The sequence below is a fragment of the Pseudomonas sp. NBRC 111130 genome (assembly GCF_001320485.1).
In the GTDB taxonomy this organism is placed as follows: domain Bacteria; phylum Pseudomonadota; class Gammaproteobacteria; order Pseudomonadales; family Pseudomonadaceae; genus Aquipseudomonas; species Aquipseudomonas vlassakiae.
This window is the reverse complement of sequence record NZ_BCBG01000015.1, coordinates 137,254-153,259: the sequence shown is the minus strand read 5'-3', so window position 1 is coordinate 153,259 and position 16,006 is coordinate 137,254. Positions and strand designations below refer to the sequence as shown.

General features: G+C 59.6%; 16 protein-coding genes. All 16 read left to right on the top strand.

All coding sequences use genetic code 11. The annotated features are described in order from the left end of the window. A partial coding sequence (gene mnmG / locus APH33_RS09330) for a tRNA uridine-5-carboxymethylaminomethyl(34) synthesis enzyme MnmG (protein ID WP_156351923.1) occupies window positions 1-1,885 on the top strand: 1,885 nt, incomplete at its 5' end. Then, complete coding sequence (gene rsmG / locus APH33_RS09325; protein ID WP_054884845.1) at window positions 1,882-2,532, top strand: 16S rRNA (guanine(527)-N(7))-methyltransferase RsmG; 651 nt, start codon at window positions 1,882-1,884, stop codon at window positions 2,530-2,532. The genes mnmG and rsmG, both read left to right, overlap by 4 nt. A gap of 18 nt (window positions 2,533-2,550) precedes the next feature. Next, window positions 2,551-3,342: a ParA family protein gene (locus APH33_RS09320; RefSeq protein WP_012316952.1), complete on the top strand. Its 792-nt coding sequence runs from the start codon at window positions 2,551-2,553 to the stop codon at window positions 3,340-3,342. A 9-nt stretch (window positions 3,343-3,351) separates the two neighbouring features. Then, entirely contained in the window at window positions 3,352-4,224 is an 873-nt protein-coding gene (locus APH33_RS09315) for a ParB/RepB/Spo0J family partition protein (protein WP_054884844.1), read from the top strand. Window positions 4,225-4,373: 149 nt separating this feature from the next. Beyond that, on the top strand, window positions 4,374-4,781 hold the full coding sequence (locus tag APH33_RS09310) for a F0F1 ATP synthase subunit I (RefSeq protein WP_054884843.1): 408 nt from the start codon (window positions 4,374-4,376) through the stop codon (window positions 4,779-4,781). Between the two features lie 16 nt (window positions 4,782-4,797). Beyond that, the gene (gene atpB, locus APH33_RS09305) at window positions 4,798-5,667 is read left to right on the top strand and encodes a F0F1 ATP synthase subunit A (RefSeq protein ID WP_054884842.1); all 870 of its coding nucleotides are present in this window, start codon (window positions 4,798-4,800) and stop codon (window positions 5,665-5,667) included. A 143-nt stretch (window positions 5,668-5,810) separates the two neighbouring features. Further along, window positions 5,811-6,068: a F0F1 ATP synthase subunit C gene (gene atpE, locus APH33_RS09300; RefSeq protein ID WP_003097235.1), complete on the top strand. Its 258-nt coding sequence runs from the start codon at window positions 5,811-5,813 to the stop codon at window positions 6,066-6,068. A gap of 57 nt (window positions 6,069-6,125) precedes the next feature. Next, window positions 6,126-6,596: a F0F1 ATP synthase subunit B gene (locus APH33_RS09295; protein ID WP_027917106.1), complete on the top strand. Its 471-nt coding sequence runs from the start codon at window positions 6,126-6,128 to the stop codon at window positions 6,594-6,596. 12 nt (window positions 6,597-6,608) lie between these two features. Further along, window positions 6,609-7,145: a F0F1 ATP synthase subunit delta gene (locus APH33_RS09290; protein ID WP_003253191.1), complete on the top strand. Its 537-nt coding sequence runs from the start codon at window positions 6,609-6,611 to the stop codon at window positions 7,143-7,145. Between the two features lie 21 nt (window positions 7,146-7,166). Beyond that, window positions 7,167-8,711, top strand: coding sequence for a F0F1 ATP synthase subunit alpha (atpA, locus tag APH33_RS09285; RefSeq protein ID WP_054884841.1), 1,545 nt, complete (start codon window positions 7,167-7,169; stop codon window positions 8,709-8,711). A 48-nt stretch (window positions 8,712-8,759) separates the two neighbouring features. Then, window positions 8,760-9,620, top strand: a complete 861-nt coding sequence (gene atpG, locus APH33_RS09280; RefSeq protein ID WP_013974905.1) for a F0F1 ATP synthase subunit gamma — start codon at window positions 8,760-8,762, stop codon at window positions 9,618-9,620. 27 nt (window positions 9,621-9,647) lie between these two features. After that, window positions 9,648-11,024, top strand: a complete 1,377-nt coding sequence (gene atpD / locus APH33_RS09275) for a F0F1 ATP synthase subunit beta (RefSeq protein ID WP_054884840.1) — start codon at window positions 9,648-9,650, stop codon at window positions 11,022-11,024. Between the two features lie 44 nt (window positions 11,025-11,068). Next, window positions 11,069-11,488 carry a F0F1 ATP synthase subunit epsilon gene (locus tag APH33_RS09270; protein WP_033695933.1) on the top strand — a complete coding sequence of 140 codons (420 nt, stop codon included), beginning with the start codon at window positions 11,069-11,071 and terminating at the stop codon, window positions 11,486-11,488. Window positions 11,489-11,608: 120 nt separating this feature from the next. Further along, the gene (glmU, locus tag APH33_RS09265; protein ID WP_054884839.1) at window positions 11,609-12,976 is read left to right on the top strand and encodes a bifunctional UDP-N-acetylglucosamine diphosphorylase/glucosamine-1-phosphate N-acetyltransferase GlmU; all 1,368 of its coding nucleotides are present in this window, start codon (window positions 11,609-11,611) and stop codon (window positions 12,974-12,976) included. Between the two features lie 258 nt (window positions 12,977-13,234). After that, window positions 13,235-14,011 (top strand): DeoR/GlpR family DNA-binding transcription regulator, encoded by a 777-nt coding sequence (locus tag APH33_RS09260; RefSeq protein WP_054884856.1) that lies wholly within the window; start codon window positions 13,235-13,237, stop codon window positions 14,009-14,011. Between the two features lie 2 nt (window positions 14,012-14,013). Further along, a complete protein-coding gene (glmS, locus tag APH33_RS09255; protein ID WP_054884838.1) occupies window positions 14,014-15,849 on the top strand; it encodes a glutamine--fructose-6-phosphate transaminase (isomerizing) in 1,836 nt (611 codons plus the stop codon). The last annotated feature ends 157 nt before the right edge of the window (window positions 15,850-16,006 follow it).

The following is a 16,006-nucleotide window of genomic DNA, read 5'->3' as shown; positions in this document are numbered from 1 at the left end:
CCCTTCCCGTTTTGAAGTGATCGTCATCGGCGGCGGCCATGCCGGTACCGAGGCTGCGCTTGCGTCAGCACGCATGGGTGTGAAAACCCTGCTGTTGACCCATAACGTGGAAACCCTCGGTCACATGAGCTGCAACCCGGCGATTGGTGGCATCGGCAAGAGCCATCTGGTCAAAGAGATCGATGCACTCGGCGGCGCCATGGCGCTGGCCACCGACAAGAGCGGCATTCAGTTCCGCATCCTGAACAACCGCAAGGGCCCGGCCGTACGCGCCACCCGCGCCCAGGCCGACCGCGCCATCTACAAGGCTGTGGTACGCGAAATCCTGGAAAACCAGCCGAACCTGTGGATATTCCAGCAGTCGTGTGACGACCTGATCGTCGAACAGGACCAGGTCAAAGGCGTGGTAACCCAGATGGGGCTGCGGTTCTTCGCTGAATCGGTGGTACTGACCACCGGTACTTTCCTCGGCGGGCTTATCCACATCGGCCTGCAGAATCATTCCGGCGGTCGTGCCGGTGATCCGCCGTCAATCGCCCTGGCTCACCGCATGCGCGAACTGCCGCTGCGCGTTGGCCGCCTGAAAACCGGTACTCCGCCGCGTATCGATGGCCGTTCCGTGGATTTCTCGGTGATGACCGAGCAACCTGGCGACACGCCGATCCCGGTGATGTCGTTCATGGGCAACGCCAACATGCACCCACGCCAGGTGAGCTGCTGGATTACCCACACCAACGCCCGCACCCACGAGATCATTGCTTCGAACCTGGACCGTTCACCGATGTACTCCGGTGTGATCGAGGGTGTTGGCCCGCGCTATTGCCCGTCGATCGAAGACAAGATCCACCGCTTCGCCGACAAGGAAAGCCACCAGGTGTTCATCGAGCCGGAAGGCCTGACCACCCACGAGCTGTACCCCAACGGTATTTCCACTTCGCTGCCGTTCGATGTGCAGCTGGAGCTGGTGCGCTCGATCCGCGGTATGGAAAACGCCCATATCGTTCGCCCGGGCTACGCCATCGAGTACGACTACTTCGACCCGCGTGACCTGAAGTACAGCCTCGAGACCAAAGTCATCGGTGGCCTGTTCTTCGCCGGCCAGATCAACGGCACCACCGGCTACGAAGAAGCCGGCGCCCAGGGGCTGCTGGCCGGGACCAACGCCGCGTTGCGTGCGCAAGGCCGCGAAAGCTGGTGCCCGCGCCGCGACGAGGCGTACATCGGCGTACTGGTCGACGACCTGATTACCCTGGGTACCCAGGAGCCGTATCGCATGTTCACTTCGCGCGCTGAATACCGGCTGATCCTGCGTGAAGACAACGCCGACCTGCGCCTGACCGAGAAGGGCCGCGAGCTCGGCCTGATCGACGACGATCGCTGGGCCGCGTTCTGCGCCAAGCGCGACGGCATCGAGCGGGAAGAGCAGCGCCTGAAATCGACCTGGGTACGCCCGAACACCGAGCAAGGCCAAGCGATTGTGGATAAGTTCGGTACTCCACTGGCCCACGAGTACAGCCTGCTCAACCTGCTGGCGCGGCCTGAGATCGACTATGCCGGGCTGATCGAAGCGACCGGCGGTGCAGAAATCGATCCACAGGTCGCCGAGCAGGTCGAGATCAAGACCAAGTACGCCGGATACATCGATCGCCAACAGGACGAGATCGCCCGCCTGCGAGCCAGCGAAGACACCCGGCTGCCTGTGGATATCGACTACACCACGATTTCCGGGCTGTCGAAGGAGATCCAGGGCAAGCTCGGCCAGACCCGTCCAGAGACACTGGGCCAGGCTTCGCGTATTCCAGGCGTTACCCCGGCAGCCATATCCCTGTTGTTGATTCATCTGAAAAAACGCGGCGCTGGCCGCGAATTGGAGCAAAGCGCTTGAGTTCCCTGGTCACCCCGCAACACGCCGAAGAGTTGTCCACAGGTGCGCGCCAGCTTGGTGTCGAGCTGAGCGCCGAGCAGCACGAGAAGCTGCTGGGCTACCTGGCCCTGTTGATCAAATGGAACAAAGCCTACAACCTCACTGCCGTGCGCAACCCGGACGAGATGGTTTCCCGCCATCTGCTCGACAGCCTCAGCGTCATGTCGTTTATCCACAGCGAGCGTGACAACTGGCTGGATGTTGGCAGCGGCGGTGGCATGCCCGGCATTCCTTTGGCTATCCTGCATCCGCACAAGCAGGTGACGGTGCTGGACGCCAATGGCAAGAAGACGCGCTTCCTGACCCAGGTGAAGATGGAGCTGAAGCTGGACAACCTCACGGTTATCCACAGCCGGGTCGAAGCCTTCCAGCCGTCGCAACCGTTCAGCGGCATCATCTCCCGCGCCTTCAGCAGCATGGAGAACTTCACCAACTGGACACGCCATCTGGGCGACACCGGGACGCAATGGCTTGCAATGAAGGGGCTGCATCCTGCCGATGAACTGGTAGCATTGCCCGCAGACTTCACAGTGGAAAGCGAGCAGGCCCTGACCGTTCCGGGTTGCCAGGGCCAGCGCCATCTGCTGATACTGCGCCGCAAGGCTTGATTGGGAACACACGCAACAATGGCTAAGGTATTCGCAATCGCGAACCAGAAAGGTGGTGTCGGCAAGACCACTACCTGTATCAACCTCGCAGCATCGCTGGCCGCGACCAAGCGTCGTGTGCTGCTGATCGACCTCGATCCCCAGGGCAACGCGACCATGGGTAGCGGTGTGGACAAACACGAACTCGAGCATTCGGTCTATGACCTGCTGATCGGGGAATGCGACCTTGCCCAGGCCATGCACTACTCCGAGCACGGCGGCTTCCAGCTGCTGCCGGCTAACCGCGACCTGACCGCCGCGGAAGTGGTGCTGCTGGAAATGCAGGTCAAGGAAAGCCGCCTGCGCAACGCGCTGGCGCCGATCCGCGAAAACTACGATTTCATCCTCATCGACTGCCCGCCGTCGCTGTCGATGCTGACGCTCAATGCGCTGGTCGCCTCCGATGGGGTCATCATCCCGATGCAGTGTGAGTACTACGCACTGGAAGGGCTCAGCGACCTTGTGGATAACATCAAGCGCATCGCTGCCCGGTTGAACCCGGAGCTCAAGATCGAAGGCCTGCTGCGGACCATGTATGACCCGCGCCTGAGCCTGAACAATGATGTTTCGGCGCAGCTCAAGGAGCATTTCGGCGAGCAGCTGTACGACACGGTCATTCCGCGCAACATCCGCCTGGCCGAGGCTCCGAGCTTCGGCATGCCGGCGCTGGCCTACGACAAGCAATCGCGTGGCGCTCTGGCTTATCTGGCCTTGGCCGGTGAACTGGTACGCCGTCAACGCCGTCAATCACGCACTGCACAGACAACTTAAGGAATCCGCATGGCCGTTAAGAAACGGGGTCTCGGACGTGGGTTGGATGCACTGCTAAGTGGTCCTTCCGTCAGCGCGCTCGAAGAGCAGGCTGTGAAGATCGACCAGAAAGAACTGCAACACCTGCCCGTCGAACTGATCCAGCGCGGCAAATACCAGCCGCGCCGCGACATGGACCCCGAGGCACTGGAAGAACTCGCACACTCGATTCGCAACCATGGGGTGATGCAACCGATCGTGGTCCGCCCGATCGACGGTAGCCGCTATGAGATCATTGCCGGTGAGCGCCGCTGGCGCGCCACCCAGCAAGCCGGTCTCGACACCATCCCGGCGATGGTGCGCGAAGTGCCGGATGAAGCCGCCATCGCCATGGCGCTGATCGAGAACATTCAGCGCGAGGACCTCAACCCGCTGGAAGAAGCCCTGGCCCTGCAGCGCCTGCAGCAAGAGTTCGAGCTGACCCAGCAACAGGTGGCCGATGCCGTGGGCAAGTCGCGGGTGACCGTGGCCAACCTGTTGCGCCTGATTTCGCTGCCCGAGGCAATCAAGACCATGCTCGCCCACGGCGACCTGGAGATGGGCCACGCCCGCGCATTGCTCGGCCTCGAGGAAGAACGTCAGGAAGAGGGGGCGCGTCATGTTGTCGCACGTGGCCTGACCGTGCGCCAAACTGAGGCACTGGTCCGTCAATGGCTCAACGGCAAGCCTGATCCGGTCGAACCGAGCAAACCTGATCCGGACATTGCACGCCTTGAACAGCGGCTCGCAGAGCGCCTTGGCTCCGCCGTGCAGATACGCCACGGCAACAAGGGCAAAGGCCAGTTGGTTATCCGCTACAACTCGCTTGACGAGTTGCAAGGCGTGCTTGCTCACATCCGCTGAAACAATTCCCGTTGTAGCGAGCAGTCGGAAATCACTACCGAAGAGTTGAATAGGGGTTAATCCACCCCTATACTCTGCGCGCATTTTGTCGGCACAAATTATGCCAAGTCATAACTGACTTGTTGGTCGACTTCCGAGGAGCAGTTGTGATGGAAATCCGCACGCCAAACCGCCTGCCTTTCCATCGCTGGGCGGTTTTTCCGGTACTGCTGGCTCAATTCGTCGTACTGCTGCTGGCAACCTTCGTGTTGTGGCAGTGGAAAGGGGCGGTCAGTGGATATTCAGGCCTTTGCGGAGGTTTGATTGCCTGGCTGCCCAATGTGTATTTCGCCTGGAAGGCTTTTCGCTTCAGCGGAGCTCGGGCGGCACAAGCCATCGTCAAGTCGTTTTACGCTGGCGAGGCAGGCAAGATGATTTTGACGGCAGTGCTATTTGCACTGACCTTCGCAGGAGTGAAGCCACTGGCGCCGTTAGCAGTCTTCGGCGTCTTCGTGTTGACCCTTTTGGTCAGCTGGTTCGCGCCCCTGCTGATGAATAAAAGACTTTCGAGACCTTAGGGCGTTTGAGGCAACCATGGCAGCAGAAACCGCTTCGGGCTATATCCAGCACCACTTGCAGAACCTGACCTACGGTCAACTACCAGACGGCAGCTGGGGCTTTGCCCATTCGGCTGCAGAAGCCAAGGCAATGGGCTTCTGGGCGTTCCACCTGGACACCCTGGGTTGGTCCGTCGCGCTGGGTCTGATCTTCCTGTTCATCTTCCGCATGGCGGCCAAGAAGGCGACTTCTGGTCAACCAGGCGGCCTGCAGAACTTCGTGGAAGTGATGGTGGACTTCGTCCATGGCAGCGTGAAGGACTCCTTCCACGGCCGTAGCCCGGTAATCGCCCCGCTGGCGCTGACCATCTTCGTCTGGGTATTCCTGATGAACGCCATCGACCTGGTACCGGTCGACTGGATTCCTCAGCTGGCCATGCTGATCTCCGGTGATCCGCACATTCCGTTCCGTGCAGTGTCGACCACCGACCCGAACGCGACCCTGGCCATGGCCTTCTGCGTGTTCGCCCTGATCATCTTCTACAGCATCAAGGTCAAGGGCCTGGGCGGCTTCATCGGTGAGCTCACCCTGCACCCGTTCGGCAGCAAGAACATCTTCGTTCAGATCCTGCTGATCCCGGTGAACTTCCTGCTCGAATTCGTCACCCTGATCGCCAAGCCGATCTCCCTGGCACTGCGTCTTTTCGGCAACATGTACGCTGGCGAACTGGTGTTCATCCTCATCGCCGTGATGTTCGGCGCCGGCATCCTCTGGCTGAGCGGCCTGGGTGTCGTGCTGCAGTGGGCATGGGCTGTGTTCCACATCCTGATCATCACGCTGCAAGCTTTCATCTTCATGATGCTGACCATCGTCTACCTGTCGATGGCTCATGAAGATAACCATTAAGACCGCCTGGCGTGTCTTGTAGCCTTCCCCGCTCGTTTGGGGGGAAGGCTTTAAAAGTCCGCAAGGGCAGCTGTACCAAACGATTTGTTTTACCGCTTCAACTTAAAAACCTAACCAATACGACGTAAAAGTCGGGAGGAAAGATGGAAACTGTAGTTGGTCTGACCGCTATCGCTGTTGCTCTGCTGATCGGCCTGGGTGCTCTGGGTACCGCCATTGGTTTCGGCCTGCTGGGCGGCAAATTCCTGGAAGGCGCTGCTCGTCAACCAGAAATGGTTCCGATGCTGCAGGTGAAAATGTTCATCGTTGCCGGTCTGCTCGACGCCGTAACCATGATCGGTGTTGGTATCGCTCTGTTCTTCACCTTCGCGAATCCGTTCGTTGGTCAGATCGCCGGCTAATCACTCGTAACCACGAGTTGATGGCTGTGATGAATTAAGACCGAGCGAGGTGTTGGCGTGAACATTAATGCAACCCTGATTGGCCAATCCGTTGCCTTCCTGATTTTTGTACTCTTCTGCATGAAGTACGTATGGCCTCCGGTCATCACTGCTCTGCAGGAGCGTCAAAAGAAGATTGCCGACGGCTTGGACGCTGCCAACCGCGCAGCTCGCGACCTGGAGCTGGCCCAAGAAAAAGTGGGTCAGCAACTGCGTGAAGCTAAAGCACAGGCAGCCGAAATCATTGAGCAAAGCAAGAAGCGCGCTGCTCAGCTTGTCGAGGAAGCCCGTGACCAGGCCCGCGTCGAAGCTGACCGTGTGAAGGCTCAGGCTCTGGCCGAGATCGAACAGGAACTGAACAGCGCGAAAGACGCCCTGCGTGCCCAAGTGGGTGCCCTGGCTGTTGGCGGTGCTGAAAAGATCCTTGGCGCCACAATCGATCAAAACGCGCATGCGGAGCTGGTTAACAAACTGGCCGCTGAAATTTAAGCGAGGGCGATCATGGCAGAACTGACCACGTTGGCCCGACCTTACGCTAAGGCTGCCTTTGAGCATGCCCAGGCCCATCAGCAACTGGCCAATTGGTCAGCCATGCTCGGCCTGGCTGCTGCGGTGTCTCAAGACGACACCATGCAGCGCCTGCTCAAGGCCCCGCGACTGACGAGCGCAGAAAAGGCCGCCACGTTCATTGACGTGTGCGGTGACAAGTTCAATGCACAGGCACAGAATTTCATTCATGTTGCCGCGGAAAATGACCGTCTCCTGCTTTTGCCGGAGATTGCCGCTCTGTTCGACCTGTACAAGGCCGAGCAAGAGAAATCCGTGGACGTGGAAGTCACCAGTGCCTTCGCGTTGAACCAAGAACAGCAAGACAAACTCGCCAAGGTTCTCAGTGCACGGCTAGGCCAGGAAGTTCGCCTGCACGCGTCGGAGGATGCCAGCCTGATTGGCGGCGTCGTCATCCGCGCTGGTGACCTGGTAATCGATGGCTCTGTTCGCGGCAAGATCGCGAAACTGGCCGAAGCATTGAAATCTTGAGTTTGAAGGGGCAGCAGAGCAATGCAGCAACTCAATCCTTCCGAAATTAGTGAAATCATCAAGGGCCGCATCGACAACCTCGATGTGAGCTCCCAAGCCCGTAACGAAGGTACCGTTGTTTCGGTATCCGACGGTATCGTGCGGATCCACGGTCTGGCCGACGTCATGTACGGCGAAATGATCGAGTTCCCTGGCAGCGTATTCGGCATGGCCCTGAACCTGGAGCAAGACTCCGTAGGTGCGGTGATCCTGGGTGCCTATGACACCCTCGCCGAAGGCATGAGCGCCAAGTGCACCGGCCGCATCCTGGAAGTTCCGGTTGGTAAGGAACTGCTGGGTCGCGTCGTTGACGCACTGGGCAATCCGATCGACGGCAAGGGTCCTCTGGGCAACACCCAGACCGACGCGGTCGAGAAAGTGGCTCCGGGCGTGATCTGGCGTAAGTCGGTAGACCAGCCTGTACAGACTGGCTACAAGTCCGTCGACGCCATGATTCCTGTCGGCCGTGGCCAGCGCGAGCTGATCATCGGTGACCGCCAGATCGGCAAGACCGCCATGGCCATCGACGCCATCATCAACCAGAAAGACTCCGGTATTTTCTGTGTTTATGTTGCAGTCGGCCAAAAGCGTTCCACCGTTGCCAACATCGTTCGCAAGCTGGAAGAAACCGGCGCCCTGGCCAACACCATCGTGGTCGTTGCCAGTGCTTCGGAATCCGCCGCACTGCAGTTCCTGGCTCCTTACGCCGGCTGCACCATGGGCGAGTTCTTCCGTGACCGCGGTGAAGACGCCCTGATCGTTTACGATGACCTGTCCAAGCAGGCCGTTGCCTACCGTCAGATTTCCCTGCTGCTGCGCCGTCCACCAGGACGTGAAGCGTACCCAGGTGACGTGTTCTATCTCCACTCCCGTCTGCTGGAGCGTGCATCGCGCGTTTCGGAAGAGTACGTCGAGAAGTTCACCAACGGCGCAGTCACTGGCAAGACCGGTTCCCTGACCGCCCTGCCGATCATCGAAACCCAGGCTGGCGACGTTTCCGCGTTCGTTCCGACCAACGTGATTTCCATCACCGACGGTCAGATCTTCCTGGAATCGGCCATGTTCAACTCGGGCATCCGCCCTGCAGTGAACGCCGGTGTTTCGGTATCCCGCGTAGGTGGTGCCGCTCAGACCAAGATCATCAAGAAGCTGTCCGGTGGTATTCGTACCGCTCTGGCTCAGTACCGTGAACTGGCTGCATTCGCCCAGTTCGCTTCCGATCTGGACGAAGCGACCCGCAAGCAGCTGGAGCATGGTCAGCGCGTAACCGAGCTGATGAAGCAGAAGCAGTACGCGCCAATGTCCATCGCGGACATGGCCCTGTCGCTGTACGCCGCTGAGCGTGGTTTCCTGACTGACGTGGAAGTCTCCAAGGTCGGTAGCTTCGAGCAAGCGCTGATCGCCTACTTCAACCGTGATCACGCCGAACTGATGGCGAAGATCAACGTGAAGGGTGACTTCAACGACGAAATCGACGCTGGCATGAAAGCCGGTATCGAGAAGTTCAAGGCCACCCAGACCTGGTAAGCCGCAGCGGGGGCTCCGGCCCCCGCTTGCTAACCTGATAGGTGATACATGGCAGGCGCAAAAGAGATTCGCAGTAAGATTGCGAGCATCAAAAGCACGCAAAAAATTACCAGCGCCATGGAGAAAGTGGCGGTCAGCAAGATGCGCAAGGCACAAATGCGCATGGCTGCTAGCCGTCCTTACGCGGAGCGTATCCGCCAGGTGATCGGTCATCTGGCCAACGCCAACCCGGAATACCGCCACCCGTTCATGATCGAGCGCCCTGTTAAGCGCGCCGGTTATATCGTGGTGAGCAGTGACCGTGGTCTGTGCGGCGGCTTGAACACCAACCTGTTCAAGGCCCTGGTCAAGGACATGAACGAAAACCGCGAACAGGGCGTTGAAATCGACCTGTGCGTGATCGGCAGCAAGGGTGCGACTTTCTTCCGCATCTTTGGCGGCAACGTGGTAGCCGCGATCAGCCACCTGGGCGAAGAGCCATCGATCAACGATCTGATCGGCTCCGTCAAAGTGATGCTGGACGCCTACCTGGACGGCCGTATCGATCGCCTTTCGGTGGTTTCGAACAAGTTCATCAACACCATGACCCAAAAACCGACGGTCGAGCAATTGGTACCGTTGGTGGCAACCCCGGATCAGGATCTCAAGCATCACTGGGATTATCTGTACGAACCTGACGCAAAAGAGCTGCTGGACGGCTTGATGGTGCGTTACGTGGAGTCGCAGGTATACCAGGCGGTGGTCGAGAACAACGCTGCTGAACAGGCAGCCCGGATGATCGCCATGAAGAACGCCACAGACAACGCCGGTGATTTGATCAAAGAGCTGCAGTTGATCTACAACAAGGCGCGTCAGGCTGCGATCACCCAGGAGATCTCGGAAATCGTCGGCGGCGCTGCCGCGGTTTAACGGTTCAAAAATTCAGAGGATCCAGCTATGAGTAGCGGACGTATCGTTCAAATCATCGGCGCCGTCATCGACGTGGAATTCCCACGTGACGTCGTACCGAGTGTTTACAACGCGCTGAAAGTTCAAGGCGCGGAAACCACCCTCGAAGTTCAGCAGCAGCTGGGCGACGGCGTGGTTCGTACCATTGCGATGGGCTCGACCGAAGGCCTGAAGCGCGGTCTGGATGTCGTCGACACCGGCGCTGCCATCTCCGTTCCAGTTGGTAAGGCCACCCTGGGCCGTATCATGGACGTACTTGGCAACCCGATCGACGAAGCCGGCCCGATCGGCGAAGAAGAGCGTCGCGGTATCCACCAGCCAGCGCCTTCGTTCGCTGACCAGGCAGGCGGCAACGACCTGCTGGAAACCGGCATCAAGGTTATCGACCTGGTCTGCCCGTTCGCCAAGGGTGGTAAGGTTGGTCTGTTCGGTGGCGCCGGCGTCGGCAAGACCGTAAACATGATGGAACTGATCCGTAACATCGCCATGGAACACAGCGGTTACTCCGTGTTCGCTGGTGTGGGTGAGCGTACTCGTGAGGGTAACGACTTCTACCACGAGATGAAGGACTCCAACGTTCTCGACAAGGTAGCGCTGGTCTACGGTCAGATGAACGAGCCACCAGGAAACCGTCTGCGCGTAGCGCTGACCGGCCTGACCATGGCTGAGAAGTTCCGTGACGAAGGTAACGACGTTCTGCTGTTCGTCGACAACATCTATCGTTACACCCTGGCCGGTACCGAAGTATCTGCACTGCTGGGCCGTATGCCTTCGGCAGTAGGTTACCAGCCGACCCTGGCCGAAGAGATGGGCGTTCTGCAAGAGCGTATCACTTCGACCAAAGAAGGTTCGATCACCTCCGTTCAGGCCGTATACGTACCTGCGGACGACCTGACCGACCCGTCGCCAGCGACCACCTTCGCTCACCTGGACGCCACCGTCGTTCTGTCCCGTGACATCGCTTCCCTGGGTATCTACCCAGCGGTTGACCCACTGGACTCGACTTCGCGCCAGCTGGATCCGAACGTGATCGGCAACGAACACTACGAGACCGCTCGTGGCGTTCAGTATGTTCTGCAGCGCTACAAAGAGCTGAAGGACATCATCGCGATCCTGGGTATGGACGAACTGTCCGAAAGCGACAAGCAACTGGTAGCCCGTGCTCGTAAGATCCAGCGCTTCCTGTCGCAGCCGTTCTTCGTGGCCGAAGTCTTCACCGGTTCGCCAGGCAAGTACGTTCCCCTGAAAGACACCATCGCTGGCTTCAGCGGCATCCTCAAAGGTGACTACGACCACCTGCCAGAACAAGCGTTCTACATGGTCGGCAGCATCGACGAAGCGATCGAGAAAGCCAAGAAACTGTAATCCCGGCGCCCCGCAAGGGGCGCTAATCAGGTTGAGGCAAGCAGATGGCTATGACAGTCCATTGCGATATCGTCAGCGCGGAAGGAGAAATCTTCTCCGGCCTGGTCGAGATGGTAGTAGCGCACGGCAACCTGGGCGATCTTGGTATCGCTCCAGGCCACGCCCCGCTGATCACCAATCTCAAGCCTGGTCCGATCACGCTGACCAAGCAAGGTGGCGATCGTGAGGTGTTCTACATCTCCGGTGGCTTCCTCGAAGTGCAGCCGAACATGGTGAAGGTTCTTGCCGACACCGTGCAGCGCGCTGCCGACCTGGACGAAGCTCAGGCTCAGGAAGCCCTCAAGGCTGCTGAGAACGCCCTGAACGCGAAAAGCTCGGACTTCGACTACGGTGCTGCTGCCGCACGTCTGGCCGAAGCAGCAGCTCAGCTGCGTACTGTCCAGCAAATGCGCAAGGGCAAGTAATCCGGCTTTTGCCGCATACTTCCGTTGCGATTGAGTTAAAGGGTAGCCTCGGCTACCCTTTTTCTTTTTCTGAATTCCCTCTTCGGTCATCCCTGACCACCCAGGATTGGTAGCCAGTCAATGTCCCTCGATATCGTCATTCTCGCCGCAGGCCAAGGTACACGCATGCGTTCGGCGCTGCCAAAGGTACTCCACCCGGTAGCCGGCAACTCCATGCTCGGTCACGTTATCCACAGCGCGCGCCAGCTCCAGCCACAGGGCATTCATGTGGTCATCGGTCACGGCGCCGAGCTGGTGCGTGAGCGCCTGGCAGCCGACGACCTGAATTTCGTCATGCAAGACAAGCAGCTGGGCACGGGTCACGCCGTTGCGCAGGCCTTGCCAGCGATCACTGCCGATACCGTGCTGGTGCTGTACGGCGATGTGCCGCTAATCGAAGTGGAAACCCTGCAGCGGTTGCTGGCGAAGGTTAACGACACGCAGCTCGGCCTGCTCACCGTCACCTTGCAAGACCCGACCGGTTATGGCCGCATCGTGCGTGATGGCGAAGGCCAAGTGATCGCTATTGTCGAGCACAAGGACGCCAGCGAAGCGCAAAAGGCGATCAAGGAAGGCAATACCGGTATTCTGGCCATGCCTGCCGCGCGCCTGGCCGACTGGATGGGCCGCCTGTCGAACAACAATGCCCAGGGTGAGTACTACCTCACTGATGTCATTGCCATGGCGGTGGCTGATGGCCTGGTGGTCGCCACCGAACAGCCCCATGACCCGATGGAAGTACAGGGTGCCAATGACCGTCGCCAGCTCTCGGAACTCGAGCGCCATTACCAGCTGCGTGAAGGCCGCCGCCTGATGGCCCAGGGTGTCACCTTGCGCGACCCGGCCCGTTTCGATGTGCGTGGCGAAGTGACTGTGGGTCGCGACGTGCTGATCGACATCAACGTCATCCTGGAAGGCAAGGTAGTCATCGAGGACGACGTGCAGATCGGCCCGAACTGTGTGATCAAGGACAGCACCCTGCGCAAGGGGGCAATCATCAAGGCCAACACGCATCTCGACGGCGCGGTGATGGGCGAGGGCAGCGATGCCGGGCCGTTCGCCCGCCTGCGCCCGGGCAGCGTGCTGGAAGCCAAGGCCCATGTGGGTAACTTCGTCGAACTGAAAAACGCCCATTTGGGGGAAGGCGCCAAGGCTGGCCATCTGACCTACCTGGGAGACGCCGAGATCGGTGCGCGTACCAACATCGGCGCCGGTACCATTACCTGCAACTACGATGGCGCCAACAAGTTCAAGACCGTGATGGGGGAGGACGTGTTCATCGGCTCCAACAACTCGCTAGTGGCGCCTGTGGAAATCAAGGCCGGTGCCACCACGGCGGCCGGTTCGACCATCACTCAGGCTGTCGAAGCAGGTGACTTGGCGGTGGCCCGTGCGCGCCAGCGCAATATCGCGGGCTGGAAGCGCCCGGAAAAGATCAAGAAAAGCTGAGTTATACACAGCTGTTTCGATCGAAAGCCGACTTATGTGAATAAGTCGGTTTTTTTATGCCTGCACACAACCCTTTGGGAGCGGGCTTGCCCGCGAAGTAGACAACACGATGTATGGCACGGGCTGCGCCCGTGTTCGCGGGCACGCCCGCTCCCACAGGGATCTGTGTTGTCAGGAATTTTTATCCACACCTTGACGAACCGACGAACTTAGGTTTTGATTGCGATCATTATCTTTCGAATCGAAACTTATCAGACCATGTCGAAACGAAACACTCCCCAGCGCCGCCACAACATCCTGGCCTTGCTCAGCGAGCAAGGCGAGGTGAGCGTCGATGCCTTGGCCAAGCGTTTCGAAACCTCGGAAGTGACCATCCGCAAGGACCTTGCCGCGCTTGAGGCCAACGGCCTGTTGCTGCGCCGCTACGGCGGTGCGGTGCCGGTACCGCAGGAGATGCTCAGTGAACCGGCGCAACCGGTCTCTGCCTACAAGAAGGCTATCGCCCGTGCAGCGGTCGGGCGTATTCGCGAGCATGCGCGGATCATCATCGACAGCGGCAGCACTACCGCTGCGATGATTCCGGAGCTGGGCCGCCAGCCCGGTCTGGTAGTGATGACCAATTCATTGAATGTGGCCCGCGCCATCAGCGAGATCGAGCACGAGCCGGTGCTGCTGATGACCGGGGGGACCTGGGACCCGCATTCCGAGTCGTTCCAAGGTCAGGTCGCCGAGCAGGTCCTACGCTCTTACGATTTCGATCAGCTGTTCATCGGTGCCGATGGCATCGACCTGCAGCGCGGCACCACCACATTCAATGAGCTGCTTGGCCTGAGCCGGGTAATGGCCGAGGTAGCCCGCGAAGTGATCGTGATGGTCGAGTCGGACAAGGTCGGGCGCAAGATCCCCAATCTCGAGCTGCCGTGGGGCAGCGTGCACACCCTTATTACAGATGAACGCCTGCCTGCAGCGGCACGCGAACAGATTCAAGCCCGCGGCATCAACCTGATTTGCGCCGCGATCAGCCAGGAGCAATAAACATGTGTGGAATCGTTGGTGCCGTAGCCGAGCGCAATATCACTGCCATTCTCATCGAAGGCCTCAAGCGTCTTGAATATCGTGGCTACGACAGTGCTGGCCTGGCTGTCTACACCCAGCAGGGCGAACTGCAGCGCCGCCGCCGGATCGGCAAAGTTGCCGAGCTGCAGGCCGCTGTTGCCGCCGAGCCGCTGAACGGCCAACTGGGCATCGCCCACACCCGCTGGGCCACCCACGGAGCACCGACCGAAGGCAACGCCCACCCGCATTTCTCCGGCAACGAAGTGGCGGTGGTGCACAACGGCATCATCGAAAACCACGAAGAGCTGCGTGAAGAGCTGAAAGGTCTGGGCTACGTGTTTAGCTCGCAGACCGACACCGAAGTCATCGTCCACCTGATCCACCACACCCTGAAGACCCTTCCGGACCTGGCCGATGCGCTTAAAGCGGCAGTGAAGCGTCTGCACGGTGCCTATGGCCTTGCGCTGATCAGCGTGGCACAACCTGACCGCCTGGTAGCCGCACGCAGCGGCAGCCCGCTGGTAATTGGCCTGGGCCACGGCGAGAACTTCCTGGCTTCCGACCAACTGGCCCTGCGCCAGGTCACCGACCGTTTCATGTACCTGGAGGAGGGTGATATCGCCGAGATTCGCCGCGACCAGGTAAGAATCTGGGACCAGACCGGTGAGCCGGTACAGCGTGAAACCGTGCAGTACCACGAAGGCGCCGAAGCTGCCGACAAGGGCGCCTATCGTCACTTCATGCTCAAGGAGATCCACGAGCAGCCGACCGTGGTCCAGCGGACCCTGGAAGGCCGCTTGGGCAAGGACCACGTGATGGTCCAGGCTTTCGGCCCGCAGGCGGCCGAGCTGTTCGCCAAAGTGCGTAACGTGCAGATCGTCGCCTGCGGTACCAGCTACCACGCCGGCATGGTCGCCCGTTACTGGCTGGAGAGCCTCGCTGGCATTCCATGCCAAGTCGAAGTGGCCAGCGAATTCCGTTATCGCAAGGTAGTGGTGCAGCCAGATACGCTATTCGTTTCGATCTCCCAGTCTGGCGAAACCGCCGACACCCTGGCTGCCCTGCGCAACGCCAAGGAGCTGGGCTTCCTCGGTAGCCTGGCCATCTGCAACGTCGGCATCAGCTCGCTGGTGCGTGAGTCCGACCTGACCCTGCTGACCCTGGCCGGCCCGGAAATCGGCGTGGCTTCGACCAAGGCCTTTACCACCCAGCTGGTCTCGCTGATGCTGCTGACCCTGGCGCTGGGCCAAGTGCGCGGCACCCTCGAAGCGGGCGTCGAAGCCGAGTTGGTGGAAGAGCTGCGTCGTCTGCCCGCGCGCTTGGGGGAGGCCCTGGCCATGGACAGCACTGTAGAGAAAACTGCCGAGCTGTTCGCCGACAAGCACCATACCCTGTTCCTCGGCCGAGGAGCCCAGTACCCGGTGGCCATGGAGGGCGCGCTGAAGCTTAAGGAAATCTCCTACATCCACGCCGAAGCCTACCCGGCCGGTGAGCTCAAGCACGGTCCGCTGGCGCTTGTGGATAACGACATGCCAGTGGTCACTGTAGCGCCTAACAATGAACTGCTGGAAAAGCTCAAGTCCAACCTGCAGGAAGTGCGTGCCCGTGGTGGTGAGCTGGTGGTGTTCGCTGACGAGAATGCCGGCATGAGCAACGGCGAAGGCACTCACGTGATCAAGGTGCCGCACATCGTCGACGAACTGGCGCCGATCCTCTACACCATTCCCCTGCAACTGCTTTCGTACTACGTGGCGGTGCTCAAGGGTACGGACGTCGACCAGCCGCGTAACTTGGCCAAGTCGGTGACGGTAGAGTAAGCATTTTCCGCCTGGAAAGACGTGTTTTTGAATAATAAAGTTTGTCACAAAACAATAAAGGTTGTCACAACGTAATAAAGGTTGTCACAAGGCTGGCTTCGACCGCACATCGGACCGGAGCCAAGCCCTGGAGATTCGGGTGACAATCCCCTACGCA

Coding starts and splice junctions, on each gene's coding strand:
- APH33_RS09320 (WP_012316952.1), top strand. CDS start 2,551: ATGGCTAAGGTATTCGCAATCGCGAACCAGAAAGGTGGTGTCGGCAAG.
- APH33_RS09315 (WP_054884844.1), top strand. CDS start 3,352: ATGGCCGTTAAGAAACGGGGTCTCGGACGTGGGTTGGATGCACTGCTA.
- APH33_RS09310 (WP_054884843.1), top strand. CDS start 4,374: ATGGAAATCCGCACGCCAAACCGCCTGCCTTTCCATCGCTGGGCGGTT.
- atpB (WP_054884842.1), top strand. CDS start 4,798: ATGGCAGCAGAAACCGCTTCGGGCTATATCCAGCACCACTTGCAGAAC.
- atpE (WP_003097235.1), top strand. CDS start 5,811: ATGGAAACTGTAGTTGGTCTGACCGCTATCGCTGTTGCTCTGCTGATC.
- APH33_RS09290 (WP_003253191.1), top strand. CDS start 6,609: ATGGCAGAACTGACCACGTTGGCCCGACCTTACGCTAAGGCTGCCTTT.
- atpA (WP_054884841.1), top strand. CDS start 7,167: ATGCAGCAACTCAATCCTTCCGAAATTAGTGAAATCATCAAGGGCCGC.
- atpG (WP_013974905.1), top strand. CDS start 8,760: ATGGCAGGCGCAAAAGAGATTCGCAGTAAGATTGCGAGCATCAAAAGC.
- atpD (WP_054884840.1), top strand. CDS start 9,648: ATGAGTAGCGGACGTATCGTTCAAATCATCGGCGCCGTCATCGACGTG.
- APH33_RS09270 (WP_033695933.1), top strand. CDS start 11,069: ATGGCTATGACAGTCCATTGCGATATCGTCAGCGCGGAAGGAGAAATC.
- glmU (WP_054884839.1), top strand. CDS start 11,609: ATGTCCCTCGATATCGTCATTCTCGCCGCAGGCCAAGGTACACGCATG.
- APH33_RS09260 (WP_054884856.1), top strand. CDS start 13,235: ATGTCGAAACGAAACACTCCCCAGCGCCGCCACAACATCCTGGCCTTG.
- glmS (WP_054884838.1), top strand. CDS start 14,014: ATGTGTGGAATCGTTGGTGCCGTAGCCGAGCGCAATATCACTGCCATT.